At 41.5% G+C, this 23,395-nt stretch carries 26 protein-coding genes and 1 pseudogene; 23 read left to right on the forward strand and 4 right to left on the reverse strand.

Going from position 1 to position 23,395, the window contains the following annotated elements; genetic code table 11:
• The first annotated feature begins 268 nt into the window (after window positions 1-268).
• From ARA78_RS06400 to ARA78_RS06410, 4 genes are all read left to right on the forward strand, one after another.
• Window positions 269-1,186, forward strand: a complete 918-nt coding sequence (locus ARA78_RS06400) for a hypothetical protein (RefSeq protein ID WP_055280246.1) — start codon at window positions 269-271, stop codon at window positions 1,184-1,186.
• Window positions 1,187-1,287: 101 nt separating this feature from the next.
• Window positions 1,288-1,491 carry a hypothetical protein gene (locus ARA78_RS13635; protein ID WP_242849675.1) on the forward strand — a complete coding sequence of 68 codons (204 nt, stop codon included), beginning with the start codon at window positions 1,288-1,290 and terminating at the stop codon, window positions 1,489-1,491.
• Window positions 1,492-1,554: 63 nt separating this feature from the next.
• A complete protein-coding gene (locus ARA78_RS06405) occupies window positions 1,555-1,905 on the forward strand; it encodes an arsenate reductase family protein (protein WP_055145229.1) in 351 nt (116 codons plus the stop codon).
• A gap of 24 nt (window positions 1,906-1,929) precedes the next feature.
• A complete protein-coding gene (locus ARA78_RS06410; RefSeq protein ID WP_055224470.1) occupies window positions 1,930-4,407 on the forward strand; it encodes a beta-mannosidase in 2,478 nt (825 codons plus the stop codon).
• 91 nt (window positions 4,408-4,498) lie between these two features.
• Here ARA78_RS06410 and ARA78_RS06415 read toward each other — a convergent pair whose 3' ends face one another.
• Together ARA78_RS06415 and ARA78_RS06420 are read right to left on the reverse strand one after the other, a co-directional pair.
• On the reverse strand, window positions 4,499-5,449 hold the full coding sequence (locus ARA78_RS06415) for a hypothetical protein (protein WP_022216840.1): 951 nt from the start codon (window positions 5,447-5,449) through the stop codon (window positions 4,499-4,501).
• Window positions 5,450-5,588: 139 nt separating this feature from the next.
• Entirely contained in the window at window positions 5,589-6,008 is a 420-nt protein-coding gene (locus tag ARA78_RS06420; RefSeq protein WP_022216839.1) for an Rrf2 family transcriptional regulator, read from the reverse strand.
• A 263-nt stretch (window positions 6,009-6,271) separates the two neighbouring features.
• Between ARA78_RS06420 and ARA78_RS06425 the strand changes: the two genes are divergently transcribed.
• From ARA78_RS06425 to ARA78_RS06435, 3 genes are all read left to right on the forward strand, one after another.
• A complete protein-coding gene (locus tag ARA78_RS06425) occupies window positions 6,272-6,658 on the forward strand; it encodes a hypothetical protein (RefSeq protein WP_022216838.1) in 387 nt (128 codons plus the stop codon).
• A 199-nt stretch (window positions 6,659-6,857) separates the two neighbouring features.
• Window positions 6,858-7,286 (forward strand): hypothetical protein, encoded by a 429-nt coding sequence (locus tag ARA78_RS06430; RefSeq protein WP_022216837.1) that lies wholly within the window; start codon window positions 6,858-6,860, stop codon window positions 7,284-7,286.
• Window positions 7,287-7,383: 97 nt separating this feature from the next.
• Window positions 7,384-7,668 carry a hypothetical protein gene (locus ARA78_RS06435; protein WP_022216836.1) on the forward strand — a complete coding sequence of 95 codons (285 nt, stop codon included), beginning with the start codon at window positions 7,384-7,386 and terminating at the stop codon, window positions 7,666-7,668.
• On the opposite strand, the pseudogene ARA78_RS13865 reads toward ARA78_RS06435, so the two are convergent.
• Window positions 7,668-7,769 (reverse strand): annotated as a pseudogene (locus tag ARA78_RS13865) (IS481 family transposase); the annotation flags it as partial. The gene ARA78_RS06435 and the pseudogene ARA78_RS13865 overlap by 1 nt on opposite strands.
• A 185-nt stretch (window positions 7,770-7,954) precedes the next feature.
• On the opposite strand from ARA78_RS13865, the gene ARA78_RS06440 reads away from it, so the two are divergent.
• Window positions 7,955-8,425 (forward strand): HAD domain-containing protein, encoded by a 471-nt coding sequence (locus tag ARA78_RS06440; RefSeq protein ID WP_022216835.1) that lies wholly within the window; start codon window positions 7,955-7,957, stop codon window positions 8,423-8,425.
• Window positions 8,426-8,445: 20 nt separating this feature from the next.
• Here the strand turns inward: ARA78_RS06440 and ARA78_RS06445 are convergent, their stop codons facing one another.
• Complete coding sequence (locus ARA78_RS06445; RefSeq protein WP_004851876.1) at window positions 8,446-9,270, reverse strand: helix-turn-helix domain-containing protein; 825 nt, start codon at window positions 9,268-9,270, stop codon at window positions 8,446-8,448.
• A gap of 220 nt (window positions 9,271-9,490) precedes the next feature.
• Between ARA78_RS06445 and ARA78_RS06450 the strand changes: the two genes are divergently transcribed.
• From ARA78_RS06450 to ARA78_RS06520, 15 genes are all read left to right on the forward strand, one after another.
• A complete protein-coding gene (locus ARA78_RS06450) occupies window positions 9,491-10,060 on the forward strand; it encodes a hypothetical protein (RefSeq protein WP_055224472.1) in 570 nt (189 codons plus the stop codon).
• Between the two features lie 81 nt (window positions 10,061-10,141).
• Window positions 10,142-10,639: a hypothetical protein gene (locus ARA78_RS06455; RefSeq protein WP_022216833.1), complete on the forward strand. Its 498-nt coding sequence runs from the start codon at window positions 10,142-10,144 to the stop codon at window positions 10,637-10,639.
• 63 nt (window positions 10,640-10,702) lie between these two features.
• Window positions 10,703-11,710: a hypothetical protein gene (locus ARA78_RS06460; RefSeq protein ID WP_242849676.1), complete on the forward strand. Its 1,008-nt coding sequence runs from the start codon at window positions 10,703-10,705 to the stop codon at window positions 11,708-11,710.
• Between the two features lie 68 nt (window positions 11,711-11,778).
• Window positions 11,779-12,492 (forward strand): metallophosphoesterase, encoded by a 714-nt coding sequence (locus ARA78_RS06465; RefSeq protein WP_022216831.1) that lies wholly within the window; start codon window positions 11,779-11,781, stop codon window positions 12,490-12,492.
• 41 nt (window positions 12,493-12,533) lie between these two features.
• Window positions 12,534-12,998, forward strand: coding sequence for a DUF4253 domain-containing protein (locus ARA78_RS06470; protein ID WP_022216830.1), 465 nt, complete (start codon window positions 12,534-12,536; stop codon window positions 12,996-12,998).
• A 28-nt stretch (window positions 12,999-13,026) separates the two neighbouring features.
• The gene (locus ARA78_RS06475; RefSeq protein ID WP_022216829.1) at window positions 13,027-13,737 is read left to right on the forward strand and encodes a metallophosphoesterase family protein; all 711 of its coding nucleotides are present in this window, start codon (window positions 13,027-13,029) and stop codon (window positions 13,735-13,737) included.
• Window positions 13,738-13,764: 27 nt separating this feature from the next.
• Window positions 13,765-14,460 carry a metallophosphoesterase gene (locus ARA78_RS06480; RefSeq protein WP_022216828.1) on the forward strand — a complete coding sequence of 232 codons (696 nt, stop codon included), beginning with the start codon at window positions 13,765-13,767 and terminating at the stop codon, window positions 14,458-14,460.
• A 177-nt stretch (window positions 14,461-14,637) separates the two neighbouring features.
• The gene (locus tag ARA78_RS06485) at window positions 14,638-15,501 is read left to right on the forward strand and encodes a helix-turn-helix domain-containing protein (RefSeq protein WP_022216827.1); all 864 of its coding nucleotides are present in this window, start codon (window positions 14,638-14,640) and stop codon (window positions 15,499-15,501) included.
• A gap of 142 nt (window positions 15,502-15,643) precedes the next feature.
• Window positions 15,644-17,680 carry a RecQ family ATP-dependent DNA helicase gene (locus ARA78_RS06490; protein WP_055280247.1) on the forward strand — a complete coding sequence of 679 codons (2,037 nt, stop codon included), beginning with the start codon at window positions 15,644-15,646 and terminating at the stop codon, window positions 17,678-17,680.
• A gap of 98 nt (window positions 17,681-17,778) precedes the next feature.
• Entirely contained in the window at window positions 17,779-18,213 is a 435-nt protein-coding gene (locus ARA78_RS06495) for a hypothetical protein (RefSeq protein WP_133300880.1), read from the forward strand.
• Between the two features lie 26 nt (window positions 18,214-18,239).
• On the forward strand, window positions 18,240-18,719 hold the full coding sequence (locus ARA78_RS06500; RefSeq protein ID WP_055280248.1) for a GNAT family N-acetyltransferase: 480 nt from the start codon (window positions 18,240-18,242) through the stop codon (window positions 18,717-18,719).
• A 129-nt stretch (window positions 18,720-18,848) separates the two neighbouring features.
• Complete coding sequence (locus ARA78_RS06505) at window positions 18,849-19,418, forward strand: AAA family ATPase (protein ID WP_055145241.1); 570 nt, start codon at window positions 18,849-18,851, stop codon at window positions 19,416-19,418.
• A gap of 73 nt (window positions 19,419-19,491) precedes the next feature.
• Window positions 19,492-21,258: a MutS-related protein gene (locus ARA78_RS06510; protein ID WP_055280249.1), complete on the forward strand. Its 1,767-nt coding sequence runs from the start codon at window positions 19,492-19,494 to the stop codon at window positions 21,256-21,258.
• 103 nt (window positions 21,259-21,361) lie between these two features.
• Window positions 21,362-22,081, forward strand: a complete 720-nt coding sequence (locus tag ARA78_RS06515; RefSeq protein ID WP_055280250.1) for a response regulator transcription factor — start codon at window positions 21,362-21,364, stop codon at window positions 22,079-22,081.
• Between the two features lie 67 nt (window positions 22,082-22,148).
• Complete coding sequence (locus ARA78_RS06520) at window positions 22,149-23,366, forward strand: sensor histidine kinase (protein WP_055280251.1); 1,218 nt, start codon at window positions 22,149-22,151, stop codon at window positions 23,364-23,366.
• The last annotated feature ends 29 nt before the right edge of the window (window positions 23,367-23,395 follow it).

Raw genomic sequence — 23,395 nt, forward strand, 5'->3', positions numbered from 1 at the left:
ATTTATTTCCGTGGACGGAACACACAGAAATGGTCTGCTTACTGTCGCGTAAAGTCCTAGTTTAAGTGGACTAGAGGGCTTTTTTGAAGATTATGTAACTGTGTTTTTGGCAGGAAAAAATGTTTATAGAATAAAGAAATTAAAGAAGGGGCAAAAATTTGTAGATGCAGCGATTGTCTGTTGGAATAGTATCGGTGATATTTGGTTGTCTGCGAACAGATGGACTCTTTGTTGGAAATGAGTTTGTAGTTGGAGGAAATAGAATTATATGGGGAGAAATGACAAATTTCCGTTTGCCATGACCAAGAAATCATTGGTTGTGTATATTGCTTCTATAGTGCTTATAGGACCGCTCCTGTTTTTTGTCAGAGGAGATATGGCTGGAAAATATGCGGCATGTATTGCTTGTCCGATGATCATTGTATATTTAATCTATGCCTATTGCAAGGAAAGCAAAGCAGATATGAAAGCCCAGGAGACGAAAGTGCAATATATGGATGGCAGCTATTTTGAAAGCTCTGAGTGGCATGAGAAATATGTGATCTATCTCAATGAGCACCATTTTGAGAAACCTAAATATCAAAGCATGAAAATGGATTTATTAAAAAGATTTCAAAGACGGGAATATCTTGTCAAAATGATATTGCCATTGTTTCTAATGTTTTGTACCTTGTGCCTTATTCCTTTAGGGCGTTATTATATGGCTATTATAGGACTTTGCCTGTTCGGATTCCTGTTTTGGCTGGAGTTTTCACTGTATATAGGAATGCCGGTACGGAAGTGGTTGAAGGGTGATATTGATTATGAAGAGCTTGAAGCGTCATATTTAAAAAGTCAGATGCTTTTCTATAAAACAAATGCATTAGCATTTGAAACTACACATTTACACGGGTTCACAGAGAAAAAAATATATGCAATAGATTATCGGTTGGTCGAGGGAATATCAAGAAAAATAGTACGCCTTAAGAAGTACGAGGAGGGAATTTATAATACGGAGGAGTATCAGCATTTTGCAGTTATTCATGTCAGACTGCCAAGAAGCGGAAATATTTACGATGTTGAGATCGAATTAAATGAGTTTCAGGTTCAAATGGCAATCGATAAGTTATCCACTTACAAGATTGGTGAGGACTTGACAGGAAATATTTCTGTAAATGAGCACAAAGAAAATGAGGCTGTAATATAGCCAATGCAGTATTTAGCATTGCCTAAAAAGGATAAAGAAGATAAGGAGACTCCCTGGACAGAAAAACCGAAGCCCTAAACTACCTGAAACAATACCCCAAGATGGCAAAATGGATGAATACCTGCATTTGCTGTGGCTCAATGGGTTATAACCCGGATATGCCGGACAAGATTACTTCGAGAGATGGCAATGGAGAATATAACACTGTATTTTCAATAAACATAAAGAAGTATTTTTCTCCACTGAGAGTAAATGACATGGGAATGTGCGCCATTTGTCAGAAATATTGGAGAGAAAATCATTAAGCAACTTGATATGATGAAATTGAGGCTTGTAGCAATAAGCCAAATAGAAAAGGAGAAAAGACGATGGAATTTATATGTTACCCAAAGTGTTCAACCTGCCAGAAGGCAAAGAAATGGCTTGACGAGAATAGGATAGAATACACGGAGCGTCACATTGTGGATGATAATCCTACATATGAGGAGCTTAAGAAATGGTATGAGAAGAGTGGACTTCCGCTCAAGAGATTCTTCAATACGAGCGGCATGCTGTATAAGGAGATGAAACTGAAGGACAAGCTTCCGGACATGAGCGAGGATGAGCAGTTGCAGCTTCTTGCGACAAATGGCATGTTGGTGAAGAGACCGCTTGTCGTTGCTGAAGGTTTCGTGCTGACTGGATTTAAAGAGAAAGAGTGGACAGAGATGATGCTGTAGTAGGAACGTCCCCGTGGAGAAAAAATGAAAAAAATTGATGTAAACAACAGTTGGGAAATGCATCGCGTAGGTGATGACGATTGGATCACGGCGACAGTGCCGGGATCGGTGTATGGGGATCTGCTGCAGGCGGGCAAGATGGAAGATCCATTCTGGAAGGACAATGAGATAGAATCACTGAAGCTGATGGATTACGATTATGAGTACCGCACCAGCTTTTCGTGTGATGATGAGCTGCTGGAATCGGATGAAGTTATCCTTCGATTTGAAGGGCTGGACACCATTGCGGATATCACGCTCAATGGTGTGAAGCTTGGACACGCCGACAATATGCACAGGACATGGGAGTATTCGGTAAAGGATATCCTGAAGCAGTCGGATAATATATTAAGTGTATATTTTTATTCGCCGACAAAGTTCATCGCAGATGCATTTGCGAAGGCTCCAACACGGGGAATCGAGGATGCCATGAATGGATTTGTACATATCAGAAAGGCTCACTGCATGTTTGGCTGGGACTGGGGCGCTCACCTTCCTGATGCAGGAATATGGAGACCGGTCAGCCTGCTTGGAATTGATACTGCACGGATAGATTCTGTTGAAATCCTGCAGCATCATGGTCAGGACACAGTGGAACTTGATATAAAGCCGGAGATAGAATTTGCCCGGAAGCATATCGGTTCTGGATCAGAGACGGGACAGCTGGGTGTGAGGGTGCGAGTAATTGATCCGGCTGGAAACGAAATTATAAACAAGATACTGAATGAAGATAACACGAAGAATATACATATAGACAACCCACAGCTCTGGTGGCCGCGTGGGTATGGTGAGCAGAACCTTTACAATGTTTCCGTTGACCTTGTGAAAGATGATGGTACGGTGGTTGACAACTGGACGAGAAAGATCGGCCTGCGGACAATAACCATGGACCGTACAAAGGACAAATGGGGAGAGAGGTTTGCCACCTGCGTAAACGGTGTAAATATATTTGCCATGGGTGCGGATTACATTCCGGAGGACCATCTTCTTGGACGTGTGACACCTGAGACCACAAGAGCTCTGCTTGAGAAGGCGGTATTTGCGAATTTCAATTCTATACGTGTGTGGGGCGGTGGATATTATCCTGACGACTGGTTCTATGATATGTGCGATGAGATGGGACTTGTGGTGTGGCAGGATTTCATGTTTGCGTGTGCTGTCTACGATCTCACACCAGAATTTGAGGCAAATATCACCGCGGAATTTATTGACAACTTAAAGAGGATCCGCCATCATGCGTCACTTGGGCTTATGTGTGGCAATAATGAGATGGAGCAGTTTGTTAAGGAGAGAAAATGGGTGAGCAAGGACAGCGAGGTGCGGGACTATATTATTATGTACGAGCGAATTCTCCCTAAGATCATGAAGCAGTATGCTCCACAGGTATTCTACTGGCCAGCGAGCCCGTCCTCAGGTGGTTCATTTGATGATCCGAGAGACGAGAACCGTGGTGATGTGCATTATTGGGCTGTGTGGCATGGTGATAAGCCATTTTCTGAGTACAGAAAGTTTTACTTCAGATATATTTCCGAATTCGGTTTCCAGTCATTTCCTTCAAAGAAGACTGTTGAGACATTTACGGATGATGAGCGTGATATGAATATCTTTTCATACATTATGGAGCGGCATCAGAGAAATGGCTCGGCAAATGGAAAGATAATGAATTATATGCAACAGACATATAGATATCCATCTGATTTCGAGACGGTTATCTACGCATCGCAACTTCTGCAGGCGGATGCTATCAGGTATGGCGTCGAGCATTTTCGAAGAAACAGAAATGATGACAGGTGCATGGGAGCAGTGTACTGGCAGTTCAACGACTGCTGGCCGGTTGCATCCTGGTCCAGTGTGGATTACTGCCAGCGCTTAAAGGCGCTGCACTACTATGCAAGACGTTTCTTTGCTCCGATCATGATCTCCTGTGAAGAGGAGGGCATGCTTGGAAGCGGACAGGAGCTGGTGAGACTCCCATTTGAATTCCCGAAGTCCATACGCCTCTGTGTGGCAAATGAAACCATGAACACAGAGAAAATACTTGTGTCCTGGCAGTTGAGGGATGCGTCAGCTCGTGTTCTTGAATCCCACGAGGAGGAGATCACTGCGCCAGCGCTGACGAGCGTATGGCTTGACAAGGTTGAACTTCCTGGTATCGACATTTACCATCAGTATGTGAGCTATCAGGCAAGCATGAAAGGACAGGTAATATCAGAGGGGACTGTCATATTCTCATATCCGAAGTATTTCTGCTACGAGGAGCCTCATTTGCAGGCGACAGTGGATGGCGACTATATCACAGTCAGTGCGGATGCGTATGCGAAGAGTGTGGAGATCCTGAACCAGAATGAGGATCTGATTCTGTCGGATAATTATTTTGACCTGAATGCAGATTCAAAGACTGTAAAGGTTATAAGTGGAAGTGTGGATAAGCTGAGGCTTAGAAGTGTATATGATATAAATTGACCTTGATAGGATAGAGTTACAGATAGTAAATGCCAGCGCTTAAAATGCGCTGGCATTCTCAATTTTCATAGTTTCGAAGATGAGAGATAAATTAGTATACCCCCGCAGGATACAGATCGCCATCCGGAAGAACAGGTGGCTCTTTTTCGGCATTCTCAGGTATAACTTCCTTGCGTTCACCAGGGGCAAGCTTGATCGTTCCGGCACTTGACTGTACATAGATCACGCTGTAGCCGATATTTTCTACATATAATGGCTTTTCGTCTGTATATTCGGAGTAGAACTCGATATTCTGATAATGCGGGAAATATCTCACGTCAACAAGCTCATTGCATTCCAGCCCTTTATTGTATGCACTTATCAGAAAGCTGTCCTGAAATGTTCCGACGTGCGGGTATGCCGAATATTCGCAGGGAGTGTTGTCTTCAGAATCTTCTGGCACATAATACAGTGAATGAAAGTAATACTCACAGAAATTGGCAAGTACAAGAAGAACTTTTCCCGGTTCTATAACAGGTCTGAGCAGCGTGTCCATTCCTTTATATTTCATCTTCAGGACTTCATAGTCTGGAATAACATCTGAGTACTCATTCTGATGTTCCCAGTCGCAGTACGCAAGAGGACAGTGATACACGCTGTTCATAGTTGTGACAACGAGCTCCTCGGCCTCGGTATCTACATGTATATCATTTACAACCGAAGTATGGATCCATGTGCCATCTGTGAGTCTTTGATGTCCGGTTACGACGCCGTGTCCCATCTGGTATCGTTCGCCATCTGATACAAATGACTCAACATACCAGTAGTGAAGCATGAGCTTTTCGTTATCATTTACCAAATTGTCAACATAGGAATCGATGATCTGCTGTCCTAGAAGCTCATAGCTGCTTCCCGGAAATGGTCTGGACATTCCCATCACTATCCTGCGTCCGTTATATGAAAATACCAGCTTGATCACCATGCCGTAGTCCTTTATGACGCCCTTTATATCATATTTATCTGAATATACATTTATCTCCTGCTCGAGCATTGAACTATCCATACCAGAGGCCACCTCACTTCTCTATATTTTATAGTATACTAATTATCTATCCTTTTGCCCGGATTGGTCAATCAACTGGTAGTTTAATAGAAATGAGATAATGTTCGAATTCCTAATTATTATCTCTGTGGTATGGTTATCAATCGAGATTTATATCTTTGTAGATATCGGATACATAGGTTTCTTTCATTGTATTAAATATTTGGTGCTTGATGTTTTCAAATATTACATCTGCGGATTCTTTAATTTGTTTATCGATGGTAGTTGCAGTATCAGGAAAATCGTAAAATTTCAGTAAATTGTCAGAAGGCTCTGCTACCAGTTCATAAACATCATAAAGGGTGAGCTTGGACAGATCACAGTTTAAGTTCGTCCCACCTGGACCGGGCTTAGAAACGATCAAGTCCTTTTTCTTTAGGTCCAGCATGGTATATCTGATAATAGATGCATCAGCTCCTGTGTGAGCAGCGATAAAGTTGCTTGTTATTTTTTCATCTTTGTGTAAATAGCATATGATGAGGATCTGTAAAGCTAAGGTGTATTTTGTTGAAAATCTCATGTGTGTAAAACTCCTTTCGAAAAATTGTGAAAAAATACTTGAACTGGCCAAGAATTTGTCGCAAAATGACAACAGATTAAAAGTTTGTTGCGAGTACACAACAAACTGAGCATATTACAATAAGAGTGTTAAATCAAGAGTAAAAAAGAGAATTAAGGAAACATATGGACAAAGAGAAGTATATTATATCTTGGAATCTAGCAGGCTATACCTAGAATGCAACCAAAGAAAGCTTAGGGAGATCGCCTTAAGAGGGCTTGCAAGTGCATAAAAAAGAGGCGCCAGAGGCCTGGCTTTTCGGGCTTTCGGAAGTGATATCTGGAAAAGACAATAAATATCTGGACATACTAAGAGGCGAGTTCCAAGGTTATGTAATGGTATTGCCGAAGGCTTATAGAAATGATTTTAGATCAGCTATAAATGTGCTACTTATCAATGCGGAGGGCTATCACGAACATAATACTAGGATCCTTGATGGCTTAGAGGATTCTATCTTATATGAGTACGTAGATATAGATACTGATTACGGATATTTCCGAGTTGTGAATGCACATATACCACACACTTGCAATGAGAATAGACAGGAGTGGTATCAACAAAGCCGGAAAGACTTTAAGATGGTACAGCTCTTGTCATGGAGGGATTTTTAGACGAGGGAACTGATGAGTTCTTCGGATATTGTGAGTCAAAATACGTAATAATAAAGAAAAAGATACTACTAGTAAAAAAAGAATAAAAATATGAGTGTAGGGTATTGAACTCATAAACAGCTTATGGTATAGTGAAAATACGATATGAGTGCAGTAGCTACCACTCATATACAAATAATAGAAGAAAGGAGTGAAGTCTATGAGGATCCAGTTTTTTCCAGGACCAGAGCTTGAAGAGAAGTTAAAGGTCGAGGCTGCAAGTCAAGGAGTCAATGTGAGTATTATTGTCATTGATGTTCTTAACAAGTTTTATGGTTTGGTTGGCCCTAATTCCAAAACAGAAGCTCAGATCGAAAAAGATGTACTAAATGAGATTGCCGCATATGTTTCTGATTCGGCAAATGCTGGAACTGAATTTGATATCAACGCAGCATCTGCAACCTATACTCAAATCGATATGACATATGCAGGAAAGCCTAAAGTAGTAAAGGCAAGGATTGGTAAAAAATTTGCCAGAGAGATTGGGCTACCTGGAAGATTCCAAAAGGTAGAGCAGGTATTACTGCAGAATGGTAAGCCCAAAAGAACTAGTGGAAATCGAGCTGCTATCTATCGGATTCTTAGTTGAATAAGGCAACAGTCATCAGAGACACCGAGAAGTTTGTCGAAAGAAAATGTAAAAACAAACTATATCAAGAGCGGAGATATGATATAAAGGAGATAAGATGCAGAATAATAATATCACAATTACTTTTAAAGTAAACGAAAAGGAATACTGGAACTTCAAGCGGGTATGTAGAGCAGAGAGGAAAATCCCTGCGGTGTTGTTGAGGGGGTTCATAACGAAGTATAGCGAAGAGAATAAAGAGTATATTGACGAAAATGAGGCCCTTGACGAATTAGAATTGGAAGAGGAGGCTCTGGAGTTAGAGTATTATTATAATGAGGTGCTGGGAGGGTACGACGAAGAGGATAAAGGTGAGGTGTATGATAATAGCTACGATTTTTAACTTATAAGCTTTACCTGATTATAAAAGCGTTCCTGATCTTTTCTATGTCTGCGTTCTACCTTGCTATTGTGGCGAGGTGTACGCGGACGGATCAGTTTATGACTGTTCATCAATTATTTTGACCTGAATGCAGATTCAAAGACTGTAAAGGTTATAAGTGGAAGTGCGGATAAACTGAGACTTAGAAGTGTATATGATATAAGTTGATCTTGATAAGAGAGATTTATAAATGGTAAATGCCAGCGCATTATATATGTGCTGGCATTCACAAGAAAGGAGAAGCCATATGAGCTTTGCATTGTTTCTGGACATAGATGGTGTATTGAATACCCGGACGACAGTTGTGGGGGCGCCCAGTGGGAGAACAGGGATAGACGAGTCCAGAGTGAGGCTGCTGAAAAAGGCGTTAAAACAGTTTGGCAAGGCGGAGATCGTTCTGACTTCGGATTGGAAGCTTATGAGAGAAGACGGGGACGACTTCTCATATCTTGTATCTATGCTGGGCAAATTTGGACTAAGCCTGTCTGGAAAGACAACCGATGTCTGGGTTGGCAGAGGTGAGGGCATCCAGAGCTATCTGGCGGAACATCCTGGGATAGATGAATACGTGATACTGGATGACAACACATTTGATTTCTCCAATTATCCTAAGCTTTGGGAACGGCTGTTGCTTACCAATGGCATAGAGAATGCCGAATATGCTTCAAAGACACCGGCGATTGAGGCGATGCTTTTTCTGGAAGCAGTTAAGGATTGAAAAGCAACATAAGAAAAAACTTAGACCGTCCTGAAAGGGTATTCGTGCGAGACTCTGCGGATCACGCCTGTCAGTTGCTCCATAAGCCTTTTTTCTACATCTTCGAAATGAACCCTGCTCATGAGATAGGCATATGAGTGCAATGCAATGATAGAAAGTACTGCATCGTGTTGTTCGGATTCATTCAGATTATCAAAGTCTGGATAGGAAAAGGTGAGATTATTTCTTGCTTCTGTGAGAAAACATTTGTCCATAAATTCGTATATATCCTTGTATTTCTTAAATATTTCCTCTGATTTCAAAAAACGGATAAATGTATTTTCTGAGTAGTCCAGTGGAAAAGTGGAGGTGTAATATCTGCTGAAAAGCAGCTCCAGTCTGGATATAAAAGAGCTGGTGAAAGCTGTCGTGATCACATCCCTCAGTTTGTTGTAATAATTCAGCCATGTTACATATTGTTCTATCTCTGCATAGGAATCACCAGAAAAAAGCTCGTTTACCAGGATGGGAGCCATCTTGTTCTTCATGATAGTTATAACAGCATTCTCATCAAGCTTTAGTTCGTCGCAACAGGTCTTTACTGTAAAATTTCTTACCTCATCAAATCCGAGCAGGTAGTTGGGATCCACATTGTATAGATCACATAGATCCACAAATTCATCAAGTGAAGGGAGCCTTTCCATCTTTTTACTTTCAAAATTGGACAGGGTGGAACGATTGCTGAGGTTTATGGATTCACATACCTTCGCTTGCGTCATACCTATACCCTTTCTTGCTTTACTTAAACGATTCTTAAACTCAATAAAATTGTTGGTATGTGTGTCACTCAGACTGTGCTTTCCCATATAATTTTCTCCGTTGATTTTGCATATTATTGGCGTAATATCGATGCATTTAAATTAGCTTTTTATAGATTATATCACTAGTGACACAAATATGATACATTAATAATGAGAAAAATGATGAAAATGTGTTAAAAAATGCGTACATACAAATACATAAAATTGCTGTAAGCTAGAATAAGCATTGAGTGATACATTTGAAAAGGAGGAATTTGATAATTTGATGATGAATAAATTAAAGGCGAAGAAGATGTGTGTGGATTATCTTAAACAGCACACACTGGAATTTCATGAGTGCTTAGATACAGATAATGGCAGTACGGGTATAGTAGTGGCACTGCCACATTGCTATGATTGTCCGGACAAAAGGCTAGAGGCGGAGCTGTCTTTTTATGATTCATGCATTGAGGCAAGGGTGTTCTATACTCAGAACGCAGCTTCCTGGGTGGAGGAATCAACTAATAAGGATGCCCTCTACAGACTTATGAACTTTATCAATGCCAGAGTCTGGCCTCAGAGCCACGATGGAGCAGATGGAACATTATATAGTGCAAATTGCCTGATATGTCCACGTATTTATGTTACTGAGGATGACAGCTATGATATAACTGCGACAACGATGATCGATTATAATATATGCGATATGGCGCCGCTGGAGGTTATGGATGCGGTTACGGTGTCAATGCCACAGATATTGAATGAGCTTAGTGCTCCTATATTTCTTTTGGTGCTGGGCAAGATAGACGTTGAGACCGCAATGCAGCTTGTCCGGGAGAAATTCGGTATGGAGTGATTGACAGATTTAATAGTTGATATACGAGTAAAGGGTTTTTTCTGTAGACTAAAGAGAGAAAAAGATGAAAGGAAGCGTTAGATGAGAAAAAATTTATATCTTTCTGAATTAGGCATTTCAAGAGCGATATATGCTGGGAATTTTGTTACTGAGAAAAAAAGATATAGAATGTATCAACGATATAAATATGGATTTGATTACCGAGATATTTTTAACATAGATGCATCTTTTGCTGAGTGGCTCTATTCACATATGCGCATGTACAGAGAGAATAGTATTCATGATGAAGAATTGCATACTGTTATATTTGAGGGAAATGAATTTTCTATCGGGGAAGCTATAGATTGGATCATACAAAAGACCGGTGAATATTTGCGGTATAAGTACTATTTGGATACACATTTTGACTATGTAACCAGACATCCGTTTAAAGGGAAAATGCTTTGCAGGTTAAATCCATCTATCAGAGAATATTTAGAGGATTATGATTGGTCTGAAGAAAAGGAGCATGAAGTCGAGGAAGATTACATTAAGGCTGGGAGACTTTTTCTAGAAATAATGGGATACTGCTGGCTGTAATTGGACACACAAGTAATAGAGGGAGGAACTTTTATATTGTACGTGCGAAAGGAGAATAAGAGAATGGGGAAAGATTTTATCGATGAATTTATACCGTCAAAAGATACAAGAGCTTACCTGCATAGCATTCATTATGAATTCACGGATTTGGAGAAGGCAACGATTGTTGCAAACCATATTATGATTTCATATGAAGAAAAAGTAAAATGGCTAAATAATTTTATGCACCAAATATCTGATGACGCGTTAAAAGATAGAATATCAAAGGCATTAGAGAATTTATCTTATAATGAATCTTTTTTTGACTTTGTATTTATTCCACATGACTTTCGACATGGGGATATTGTAAGATGCCTCTATGGTGACTGGAATACAACTGAGTTTTGTGAAAAAGTAGGAATAATTCTCAATTATTCTGATAAAGAATATGAGTTCTATAAAAATGTTAAAGGGGATTATTCAGATGTTCAGGTTTGTGTAGATATTAAGTTTGACGGAGCAGCTTATCAGGGAGAGTTTGAACACGAGCACATTAATCCAATATACATTGAGCGTATAACTTTAAATGAAAAAGATGAAAGAAGGGCATATCTCAATTATCTTACGAATTTATATAGCAAAAAGGATGCTATGGGTGAAAACGATAATAGTAAGCCTGAATATGCGGGTGGTTCTGATGATTTATTAGAGCAAAGATATCTTGGCAATTATATCCCGGTTCAAGATGAGGCTACTGGTAAATGGTGTGTGCAGATGGGATATGGTTTTGAAAGTGGAGATGTAAATTATATTGCAACGGAGTTCTCTGGAATGGGGTTAATATATCATTTGATGTATAATGGCGAGATGGATCACGTCCATGGATTCGATAGCGTGTTAGCTATGGTTTTGCAAGATCCGGAACATGTAGATATCGTGACGGAATATGATGAATATTCAGAACAGGAAATCAAAATGGTGAAAGAAATAAAGAGGGCAGTGGCATTTGTACAATCACATCACAGACCTATGACCAACGAAGAACTACGTAAAAATGGCAGAGACGAACTATACTGCTCCCAATCTACATAGAGAGCCTGGTATGATGATATGAAGGAAAAATTGCTGGAAGATTATTATAGTGGTAAGGGGACATATATATGCATTGTCGACATTATATTATTGGCGATATACATAATTCGATAAAAGAGTTTAATAGTATAATAGACCAGATAGCCCCCTCAAGACAGGATGAAATCGTCCTGCTTGGGGATGCTTTTGATAGAGGAGGCGACGCTCCTGATCCAGTTGGTGTTTACTTTAGAATTTGCAGGCTGGGTATGCAGGCTAGCTTGAGGTGGATTCGAGGAAACCACGACCAGTTTTTAGCAGAGTATATCTACTCATATCATGGGGCGTGTGAGAAAGAGAGGCGTAGTATACAACCATATATATATAATTCATTTGATATGATGAAGGATAGACTTACTCAGGTTGACCTATTGAATTTGGCTGATTTGATAATGGGGCTGCCCCTGCAGATAGAGATCAATATTGGATCAAAGAAATATCTTCTTGCGCATGCCATGACATTTGATCCAGCACTTGTAGAACAGGATGATACGTTGTATCTGGAAGGTCTTTATGACATGGAAGAGTATTGGCGCCAGGGCGTGAAAGGGTATGTATCACTTGTAGGCCATACAGATTCAAGCTATCAGTATAACAATTCACATGGTAGATATCTTGATGGACAACATTCAATTTGGACGAATGATTTGGAAAATGTGTACATGCTGGATTGCGGATGTGGCTTGCCAAATGGGAGGCTGGCCTGCATATGTTTGGAAACAGGTGAGAGATTCTATGCATGAATTGGGCAGTCAAGAGGTTAATAATAAATGAGGAAATACATATGGGAAAAAAGATAAATATTGAAGCGAGTGATGAACCTTGTATGTTCCAGTTCTTTAAAAAGTATATACACCAGACAGACAAGAACGAATTTTATTGTGATAACAGGGTTGTTGATATCAGTAACCCTAATCCGGGAGTAGTTGTTGATTTTAAAAATATTGATCACACTTATGAAGTATTTGCAGTACTTGGAAATTATTGGGGAGGATGGAACTCTACGCCGACAGCAGCAGAGATGTATAATAGAGCTAAGGAATGGGAAGAGCGATTTGGCACGGAGATAGTTGGATTATCATATAACAGCGTTGATTTTGTATTGAACCGAAAGCTATCTGATATAGAAATAGAGGATTTGATCAAAGAATGTGAGGATCTTCATGCAGATGTGGCTTGTAGCGGCGGATATGAAGAAATGCGAAAAATAATAAGAGAAAAAGGCGAGCTTCATATATGGTGGGATTAATATTATAAATATTGGGGGGACGATTTAAGTGGCTACATATGTTATTTCAGATATTCACGGAATGTATAACAAATTCATTGAGCTTTTGAACAAGATTAAATTGAAAGAGACGGATACCCTTTACATTCTGGGCGATGTTCTGGACAGGGGACCAGATCCGATCAAAACATTGCTCAAGATAATGAGCATGTCAAATGTGATCTGCATGCTTGGCAATCATGAGGACATGGCACTTGATTGCCTGAAGTTTTTGACTACTGAGATAACGGAACAGTCGTTGTCTGAGGTGTCTGAAGAGATGCTGGAGAACCTGGTAACATGGCAGTACAATGGCAGCAAGACGACCATAGACGGGTTTCGGGCACTGGACAGAGCGAAGCAGCAAGAGGTCATTGACTTCATAGAGGATATGCCAGAGATAGAGGAGATATCGGTAGCTGGACAGAAATATCTACTTGTGCACGGCGGGCTAGGGGATTTTTATCCTGGTAAACCGATCGAGAGTTACACGATTGAGGAACTTATCTGGGCAAGCGCGGAGTATGATATTCAGTATTTTGACGACACTTATGTAGTGACAGGCCATACCCCGACACAAGGCATACCGGGTAATCCCAGACCTGGATACATATACAGACAGAATAATCATATCGCCATCGACTGCGGTGCGGTGAGAAGAAGCGGGCGGCTTGCGGCGATAAGGCTTGATGACGGCAAAGAATTTTACACAGGAGACTGATGTTCAAGAGAACAGGGAGGAGTGCTTATGAGGATATATTGTATGAGTGATATTCATGGCTGCATAGCTGAATTCGTGGATGCTTTAGCTTTGGTGTGGGATCACCTGGATGAGCCTGATACTATGCTTTGCCTGCTTGGGGACTATATTCATGGAGGTGCAGATGGTTATGCAGTCCTGGATAAGATAATGAATCTGCAGAAGAAATATGGTCCTGATAAGGTAGTTGCTCTTATGGGTAACCATGAGGAATTTGTTCTTCTGGGAGACTCGAGTATAAACCGGCTGATCGGAGTCTTTGATGACGATGCAGATGACGTCCGGGAATGTGATGATGACAGATATATAAGATGGATCGAGAATCTTCCGAGGTATTTTACAGAGGGCAACACGATATTTGTCCATGCTGGCATTGATGAGGAAGCCGGTGACATGTGGGAATGGATGACCAGCGAGGACACTTATGTCAACAAGTATCCGGCGGAGACCGGGAAGATAGAAGGACTTGATATGAAGGTTGTAGCCGGTCACGTTGGCACAGCAGAGATCTCCGGGGATCCAAGATTTCACGATGTTTATTACGACGGTGAATCGCACTATTACATTGATGGAACGGTGCTGGACAGCGGCATTATTCCGGTCCTTCTAGTTGATACTGATGAGGACAAATATTACAAAGTCACAGAGTCTGGTGAATGGCTTGTACAACCATTTACTACTTAGTCCTTTCCCTTAAAATACAAAGGCGCACAGTTCCGTTGGGAGCTTGTGCGCCTTTGTACATTCATTTGCTGAGAACAATATAGCACGGCGGGAGTGAAAATCGAATCTAAGATATTGCAGTAAAGGTGGATATGTGCTACAATATCCGAAAAGTCGGAAGTGAAACGGGGGTACATTGTGAAGGTATATGAGAAGATATTTGCAAGGCTTGACGAACTGAATATGAGCCAATCAGAGCTTTCGAGAAGAACGGGGATTTCCACCAGCACGATAAATGACTGGAAAAAGAAGAAGATCAATCCACAGGCGGATAAGCTGGTTGCTATCTGTAGGGCATTTGATATGTCGCTGGCAGAGCTGCTTGGCGATGATGAGACGGAGAACAGCAGTGTTGATTATAGTGCCGAGGAGAGATATCTGATCGAGTGTTATCGCAGGTCGGATGACCAGGTGAGAAAACATATGCTTAGATATATGGAGCTCATTGACAATGTTGAGCCAAATGAGATGAAGACACCACAGAGGAATGTTGCCGTTATACAGGATGTGGATGGGAATAATATTGTAGTTATCAATGATATTATTTTTAAAGGAAAACGATCCATAACATGGTCTGATGTTGAGAAATATCTGCGCCGGTATGTGGGAGAGTTTTATTCTATAGCAGAGACTGGAGATATAGTTTATATTGGTACGGATCTGCCAGATGAGTATACAGGATCTAATTACACAAAACATATTAAAGGGACAGTGGCAAAAGCAAAGGCAAATGCGGCTCAGGCAATTCCGGAGATCATTGAAATAGCAACATCCAAAACAGTGGAAGAAAATAAAAAAGAGAAACATAGCCGTAATGCTAAAAATGGATGGTATAGATATGATACCAGATTTGCGTTACCGGTTTACGATGAAAGTGGTGAGGTTGAGCGATACAATGTGTTTAGTGCAAGATTATTGATCAGACATGCCGCTTCTGGGAAAATGTATCTGTACGATGTTTTAGAAATAAAAAAAGAAACGAGCAAGCCTTGTCAGGTGTAAAACCCTACCCAGTAGAAAACCCATTTCTTAATAAGGAAAGAATAAATCATGCTAAAGAAAAAGTCAACAGACATTTGAGGCGGAGGTTTCGGATTTGTAAATATTATTTATTTTAGCTTGAAGAGGCTGGAAAGGATATAGATTGAATTTACAGGAGACATTAAAACACTATTTTGGATATGACAGTCTGAGATCAGGACAGCAGGAGCTTATAGATGGAATACTTGCAGGAAGGGATGTGCTTGGAATTATGCCAACCGGAGCAGGTAAGTCGCTGTGTTATCAGCTCCCTGCACTCATGATGGGTGCTTCCGGTAAGGGCATAACGATAGTTATCTCACCGCTAATATCACTTATGGTGGATCAGGTTAAGGCACTGAACCAGGCGGGAGTTCACGCTGCGTATATCAATAGTACATTGACAGAAGGACAGATCAGAAAAGCTTTGGAATATGCCGGACAGGGTAGATATACACTCATGTATGTTACCCCGGAGAGACTTGGCACTGCGCAGTTTCTGGATTTTGCCGGCAAGGCAAGTCTTGCAATGGTGACAGTTGATGAGGCTCATTGCATATCCCAGTGGGGACAGGATTTCAGACCAAGCTATCTGGAAATAGCGGATTTTATAGATAAGCTGCCAGTGCGCCCTGTTGTGAGTGCGTTTACCGCTACAGCAACAGATATAGTAAGGCGGGATATCGTCCAGAATCTTAGACTTGAATCTCCTGTCACGATTGTCACAGGATTTGACAGACCGAATCTGTTCTTCAAGGTTGTGAACAGGAAAGGCGGACGTGAGACGGACAACAGTGTATTGAACTATGTCAAGAGACATGAGGGAGAGAGCGGGATCATATATTGTGCTACCAAGAAGAATGTGGAGAAGGTACACGAATTGTTGGTGGCACATGGAATATCTGCCGGTCGGTATCATGCCGGATTATCGATGGAGGAGCGCAAGAGGAGTCAGGAGGATTTTACATATGACAGGCTCAGTGTGATGGTGGCGACAAATGCATTTGGCATGGGTATTGATAAGTCAAATGTGAGGTATGTGCTTCATTATAATATGCCGCAGAGCCTTGAGTATTACTATCAGGAGGCTGGAAGAGCCGGACGTGATGGTGAGGAAGCGGAGTGCGTACTGTTCTTCTCAAAGCAGGATATCATGATAAACAAGCGTTTGCTGGAACATAAGGTCAGTTCTGCAAATGCAGGCATAGACGATGATGAACTGCGGGCAAATGACCAGCGGAAGCTGAATCAAATGATACGTTATTGTGAAACGGATCAGTGCCTGAGACAGTATATACTGAGGTATTTTGGAGATGAAAGCCCTTGCACATGTGACAAATGCAGTAATTGTGTTGTGACGGAGGAAGAGACTGAGCAGTCATACATAACAGACAAACGTGCTGTGAAAAAGATGGCGGTGATGGCTGATCTGACAGATGAGGGAATGGAACTGTTTGAACTTCTCCGGGCTGGACGCCTGGAGCTCGCAAGGAAGCAGAATGTGCCGCCATTTATCATTTGTTCGGATAAGACTCTCAAGTATATGTGCATTAAGTTGCCGAGAAACAGTGAGGATATGAAGAACGTATATGGTATGGGAGTGCAGAAGACGGAGAGTTATGGAGAGACATTTGCAGAGATTATAGACGAATTCTGCCTTGCACATACGGAATATGTGGAGAGCATGAAAGCGGAAGCTTTGGATTCTGACAATCCTGGTGACTTAGGGACACAAGGTGTGGAATCGGAAAAGCAGCGCAGAAAAGAGAAAACAGTCAGGAAGAAAGAGTTCTATATTGATCCGAACATGCTTGATGATGTGGAGATCGTCGATGAATGTATTGTTTCTGAGCTGGCGAATCGTATAAATGAACTGAATCAGAAACAGGGAATCACAGGCATGAAAAAGCTGACAGCGGCATTTATTAATGGTCTGCTACAGCAAAATGGCTACATTGAAGAACTGGACATGGATGATGGCAGCAAGACGAAGCGGGTTACCTCAAAAGGGGCGGAGATTGGAATTCGTGAGGAAGAGCGGAAAGCGAAGTTTGGCAGAAGATACTATGCAATCACACATAGCAGGGAGAGCCAGAAGGTGATAATAACTCTGCTTAAGGAGTATTTTTTCACAGGATACGGTGAGGGAATAGTGGAGTGAGAAAAATATTATTCATCTTAAAGGGACCGAAATCGATACGTTTAAAAAGAAAGTGATAGATTACTTTATGATTAACAATAGATTGACAATAATGAGGTATGAAGATAATGGTATTTGAAACTATATACAGTTTGTATGAAAAAGAAGTAGTAAACGAGATTAAGAAATTAAAAACGGATGAAGAAATAAAATTTATTGAAAGAAAAGGAATTATACGAGATATTGTGTTGAAAAGGTTGGCAAAAGCATTAAGTGTGGCTGTATACAGAAATGGAAAGATAGAGGATGTACATGCGGGGGAATGCGAAGGGGAAGACTATTTTAGAGGTATACCGGATAGTTGTATGAAAGCAATTAATATTGATGTTTGTAATAAAATATATACGATGTTAAAACTATTGCTTAGTACAGATGAGGATGATTTTAAGATAGCTAATGCAGTTCTAAGATTCTCAGAGATGTGTGCGTCAGATTGGAATGAACCAGAACTGGATGATAGTATATACAATAAAGAACTGCTTGATTTGTTGTAATCATTTTTAGAAAGAGGATCAGACATATGAAGATAATAAATGCAACACCAAAAGACAAAGAAGAACTGCTCTCACTCTATCACGCCATGATAGGCGGACCATGTGAGTGGAGCGAGAATTATCCTGACGAGAATACCATAGCATTTGACCTGAAGAACGAGGATCTGTTTGTTATGAAGAATGACAAAGAAGAGATTGTAGCTACAATATCCATAGATCACGACGATGCTGTTGAGGCACTTACGTGCTGGAGAGCAGATCTGGCTCCATCGGGAGAACTTTCAAGGCTGTGCGTCAGGAAGGATATGCAGGGACAGGGAATTGCGAAGACTATGATGAACTATGCCTGTGATGTCCTGAAAAGCAGAGGCATGAAGGGCGTTCATATACTTGTCAGAGAGGGACATGTGGTGGCGCTTTCGACATACGCCAAGATTGGCTTTGAAACGGTTGGAGAGTGTGATCTTTTTGATAAGCATTTTGTATGTATGGAACGGGAATTCTAAAGAGGTAGATATTGCAAGTTATAGGATGCAGCTGCAGCTATATTGTAATATAATGGGGGTGTATTGTTTGATGAGTTATAGAGATGAGACATTTCTATTATATAAGAATGACGAGTGGAGGCGCACAGAATGATAATTACAATAGGCAGAGAGTGTGGATGTGACGGCGATGAGGTGGCAGCAAGACTTGCCTCAAAATATGGTATAGCCTGTTACACAAAGAAAGAGATAATAAGGCTGGCAAAGGAGAAGGGTGTGTATGACAAATATCCGTTTTTCTTTGGAGAGAAGGCTATAGATTCTATGATGCAGTCGGTGTCAGATGACTTTGTCGTGAAGAGAAGAAAGACCCCGGAGGATGTACTTGAGAGATTGCTTGACGGACAGGATGGCGTTGTAGTGGGAAGAGCCTCGGACTTTGCATTCAAGAACAGGAACGATGCAGTGAGAATATTCCTGTGCGGAGATAAAGACAGCAGAATAAAGAGGATAATGGACAAGCATGGCATATCAGAATCAAAGGCAAAGAGTCTTGTGGAGGAGACTGATGCCAAGCGAAGAAGCTATCATGACTATTACTCAGGAGAGAACTGGGGATATTCAGGACATTATGACCTGTGCCTTGATGAGGCGAAGCTCGGCGTGGACGGCGTCGTGGAGATGGTTTCAGCGTATATGAAGGTGATAGGCAGAAATTAGAATTGAGCTTGGCGGAAGATATATGGTATGAGCTGGATTGACAGGCTTTAGGCATTACTTGAAAGGTGTAGATATGGGGAAAAATACAACAGGAAAATACAGCCTTCTGGTACCGGATGGTGAGTATTCATTTAGGGCACTGAGCCCTGTGGTCATGCATGACCTTGGGCTTGATATGATATGCAGACAACTGTCGGCAAATGAGTCTGAACAGAATTATATAATGGGAGTTATGTCACGGATATATGCAGATCCATCTGTTACAAAGTACAGAGGTGGTGTGTTTGACGACATAATTGGAAATAAAAAACTCAGAGACGATATGATGGAGATTCTTGGGAAGATAAGCTTTCTCAAGGATTACGGCAGCTTTAAACGCGATTATGATGAGAATTCAGGTATATGGGATCTTATGCACAGACTTGATGAGATAGACGATTATATAGAATGCGTAGATTCGTTATATTCCTGCCTGAAGGATAAAAACTTGCATTCAGAGGGATTTACAGGTCTTAAGGAGTATGTTCAGAATATATATGAGGACAACGGTTTCAGTGAGCTGAAGAAGGACATATCAGAGCTGAAAAAGGTGAGTGGTGAGGTTCGAAGTATAACTATAGGAATTAATCTGAACAGCAGATATGAGGCTGATGGCGTTGGCTTGATATCTGTAAATAGTAAGCAATTTACGAGGGGCGGTGTGCTGAGCAATTTCTACGGTCATTTGATGTCCAGAGATAAGATAAGTGACAACCTCGACGCTAAGAGTGACTTCAGATTTCAGCCGTTAGATGCGGTAAATGAAGCATTATCCAAATTTCAGCAGGAACTTCAGGGAAGAGTGGTAACTGGAGGTGCAAATAACTTGGCGGCAGGAATGGTTGGTATTCCTGATTCTGACAAATCCAAAGATATTACGCGGTATACAGACAGGGTAGTCACCAAGCTCATAACAAGAATTGTCAAGAGGATGAGGGAGACGTTAAATAAGTATGTGTCGATTACTATAACTGATATGACGGATCTCATACCTGAGCTCACTTACTATATAAGATGGGCTGAGTACATAGAAAAACTGCAGAAACGCGGCGCAGCATTTTCCAAGGCAAAGGTTGTGAACTCTGCATATCAGCCGAACGCAGATATTTCCGAGGAGGACGATTCAAAGAGCAGATATTATATGAAGGCTCGTGGCATATACAATATCAAGCTTGCGGCATTTGACACGGAGGAGTCGGAGCACATAGTGACCAATGATCTGGACTTTGACAGCGAGCACAGAGTGTATATTCTGACAGGAGCAAATAGGGGTGGAAAGACGACCATAACCCAGACGATAGGTCAGCTTTTTGTACTGGCTCAGGGTGGTATATATATCCCAGGTGATGAATTTGAATTTGCTCCAGTGGACTGCGTATTTACACATTTCCCTGCTGACGAAGACAAGACCCTGGATCTTGGAAGACTTGGTGAGGAGTGCAAGAGATTCAGGGAGATATTTGACGGTGCGAATGATCGCAGTCTCATACTTCTCAATGAGACGTTTTCAACTACGTCATTTGAGGAGGGCTATTATATAGCCAGGGATTCCGTGAGAGCGATTCTGACAAAGGGAACGAGAACGATATACAACACCCATATGCATAAGCTGGGCTTTGATGTGGATGAGATGAATGAAGGGCGTACAGAGGGCAAGGTATATTCGCTGATCGTACACAACGAGGGCTCACAAAGATCTTACAAGATCGAGATAGCGCCACCTGCTGGTAAATCATATGCCAGTGACATAGCGGAGAAGTATGGTGTTACATATGACATGCTGGTGAATAAAGAAAAATAGTTGGCTGTATGCACTGCTTGTGGATGATATTACAGACGATATGTGGGCAGTTTAGAGTCATATAATATGAATTGTCTACAGTGAAGACATTGGAGGGTATAGGATGACAGAAAAGCATACAGACAAGAGAACAATACTTATAGTGGATGATGACGCTGATCTGTCTATGCTGATACAGGATATGCTGGAGGACAACGGCTATGCTTTTCTGTACGCAGCCAGCATAGACGATGCATATGAAGTGCTGACAGATAACAAATGTGATCTCATACTTCTGGATATCAATCTTCCCGATGGTACAGGTTTCTCATTCTGTAAAGAACTCAGGCATACTTCGCAGGTGCCAATCATATTTGCAAGTGCAAGGACGAGTGAGGATGACAAGGTGAATGGCCTTGATATGGGTGGAGATGACTATATCGCAAAGCCGTATTCACTGAAAGAGCTTATGTCTCGTATCCGTTCGATACTCAGGAGAACTTATGGTGTTGATGACAATAAGTCTGAGATGTTGACCCTGAACACAGACGGGAACGAGATAGAGATCAACAGGCACGCACGGACTGTGAACAGAAACAAAAGTAATGTGGATATGAAGCCGAAGGAATTTGACCTGCTTGTATACATGGCGGAGAACAGAGGCAGGGTATTGACCAAGGAACAGATCATGAGTGCCGTGTGGGGGCTGTACAGCGATGTGGAGCCATCCACGGTTGCGGTGCATGTAAGGTGGCTCAGGGAAAAGCTTGAGACAGATCCTTCACATCCGCAGCTTATCCGTACGGTATGGGGAACGGGATATGTGCTAGAAGATAGTGAATAGACAAAGACAGTGAGAATAATATGAGCTTGTAAGGTGGATGTCCACTTGGCAGCTATAGGGAGTTTATATGAAGCGACATTCAGTAAGAAGCAATATAATAAAAATGCTGATCGTGTTCATGTGCGCTATAACCATAGTTTTTGGTTGGCTGTTCTACAGGGAGAAGCAGGACGAGACACGGCGGATAAAAGATGATGAATATGGGCAGTATATAGTGGAACTGAATGAAGTGAAACAACTGTATGATTCGGGATCCACAGATGCTGACGAAAAGCTTGACGCTGTAATGAATGAACTCAGGGAACAAAAGATAGATACCGGCAAGTCAGGACTTAGGAATATAGTGATCATGTATATCGTTGTCTTGTGTGTTGTGATTGTATTATTCCTGTACATATACGTGTGTGTTCTCAGGCCATTTGACGAGCTGGAGGATTATGCATCACATCTGGCAGCAGGGGATATGGACACCGAACTTAAGTACAGACGGGTAAATATGTTCGGAAGCTTCACGTGGGCATTTGACCATATGAGAACGGAGATAGTGCATGCAAGGCGTAGAGAGCAGGAAGCGATAGAGAACAACAAGACAGTTATAGCCACGCTGTCACATGATATAAAGACTCCGATCGCATCTATAAGAGGATATGCGGAGGCATTGGTCATGAATATGGATGCCACCCAGGAGCGCAGGGAGAGGTATGCGTCGGTCATCATGAAGAAATGTGATGAGGTTACGTCCATAACGAATGACATGTTTATTCATTCCTTGCATGATCTGGACAGACTGGTGGTGAAGAGTGATAAGGTTGAGATAAAACCTCTGCTGGAACAGGTCCTGTCAGATATAGGTCTCGGAATGGATATCGTGGTGAATGGAGATATAACCGAGGCAGTGCTTGAGCATTCAGATTCGGGAAGAGTGGTTCAGGTGATAGAAAATATACTGTCAAATGCCGCTAAGTATGCCAGAGACACAGAGATAAGTATTGTTACGGAATGTATATCGCCCGAAAAACTTCCAAGGAATGTCCATGTGAGCGGCGCTGATATGATATACAGTCTGTCCATAAAGGATCATGGAACAGGAATTCCGGATAAGGATATGCCGTTCATATATGAGAAGTTTTATCGAGGGGAAAACTCCGGTGATGAACCTGGAGCGGGCCTTGGACTATTTATTGTCCATTATCTCATGGACAGAATGGGCGGAGATGTGGAACTTGTAAATCATGCTGATGGCCTGGAGGCAGTGTTATATTTTGCAGCAAGAAAGGTTTGTTAAGGACTTGTTAATAAATAGGGTGATATGGT

Source organism: Coprococcus eutactus (assembly GCF_001404675.1).
GTDB classification, from domain to species: domain Bacteria; phylum Bacillota; class Clostridia; order Lachnospirales; family Lachnospiraceae; genus Coprococcus; species Coprococcus aceti.

Coding starts and splice junctions, on each gene's coding strand:
- ARA78_RS06465 (WP_022216831.1), top strand. CDS start 11,779: ATGCATTGTCGACATTATATTATTGGCGATATACATAATTCGATAAAA.
- ARA78_RS06520 (WP_055280251.1), top strand. CDS start 22,149: ATGAAGCGACATTCAGTAAGAAGCAATATAATAAAAATGCTGATCGTG.
- ARA78_RS06430 (WP_022216837.1), top strand. CDS start 6,858: ATGAGGATCCAGTTTTTTCCAGGACCAGAGCTTGAAGAGAAGTTAAAG.
- ARA78_RS06455 (WP_022216833.1), top strand. CDS start 10,142: ATGAGAAAAAATTTATATCTTTCTGAATTAGGCATTTCAAGAGCGATA.
- ARA78_RS06440 (WP_022216835.1), top strand. CDS start 7,955: ATGAGCTTTGCATTGTTTCTGGACATAGATGGTGTATTGAATACCCGG.
- ARA78_RS06515 (WP_055280250.1), top strand. CDS start 21,362: ATGACAGAAAAGCATACAGACAAGAGAACAATACTTATAGTGGATGAT.
- ARA78_RS06435 (WP_022216836.1), top strand. CDS start 7,384: ATGCAGAATAATAATATCACAATTACTTTTAAAGTAAACGAAAAGGAA.
- ARA78_RS13635 (WP_242849675.1), top strand. CDS start 1,288: ATGGCAAAATGGATGAATACCTGCATTTGCTGTGGCTCAATGGGTTAT.
- ARA78_RS06480 (WP_022216828.1), top strand. CDS start 13,765: ATGAGGATATATTGTATGAGTGATATTCATGGCTGCATAGCTGAATTC.
- ARA78_RS06400 (WP_055280246.1), top strand. CDS start 269: ATGGGGAGAAATGACAAATTTCCGTTTGCCATGACCAAGAAATCATTG.
- ARA78_RS06445 (WP_004851876.1), bottom strand. CDS start 9,270: ATGGGAAAGCACAGTCTGAGTGACACACATACCAACAATTTTATTGAG.
- ARA78_RS06500 (WP_055280248.1), top strand. CDS start 18,240: ATGAAGATAATAAATGCAACACCAAAAGACAAAGAAGAACTGCTCTCA.
- ARA78_RS06415 (WP_022216840.1), bottom strand. CDS start 5,449: ATGGATAGTTCAATGCTCGAGCAGGAGATAAATGTATATTCAGATAAA.
- ARA78_RS06405 (WP_055145229.1), top strand. CDS start 1,555: ATGGAATTTATATGTTACCCAAAGTGTTCAACCTGCCAGAAGGCAAAG.
- ARA78_RS06470 (WP_022216830.1), top strand. CDS start 12,534: ATGGGAAAAAAGATAAATATTGAAGCGAGTGATGAACCTTGTATGTTC.
- ARA78_RS06460 (WP_242849676.1), top strand. CDS start 10,703: ATGGGGAAAGATTTTATCGATGAATTTATACCGTCAAAAGATACAAGA.
- ARA78_RS06510 (WP_055280249.1), top strand. CDS start 19,492: ATGGGGAAAAATACAACAGGAAAATACAGCCTTCTGGTACCGGATGGT.
- ARA78_RS06420 (WP_022216839.1), bottom strand. CDS start 6,008: ATGAGATTTTCAACAAAATACACCTTAGCTTTACAGATCCTCATCATA.
- ARA78_RS06505 (WP_055145241.1), top strand. CDS start 18,849: ATGATAATTACAATAGGCAGAGAGTGTGGATGTGACGGCGATGAGGTG.
- ARA78_RS06450 (WP_055224472.1), top strand. CDS start 9,491: ATGATGAATAAATTAAAGGCGAAGAAGATGTGTGTGGATTATCTTAAA.
- ARA78_RS06495 (WP_133300880.1), top strand. CDS start 17,779: ATGAAGATAATGGTATTTGAAACTATATACAGTTTGTATGAAAAAGAA.
- ARA78_RS06410 (WP_055224470.1), top strand. CDS start 1,930: ATGAAAAAAATTGATGTAAACAACAGTTGGGAAATGCATCGCGTAGGT.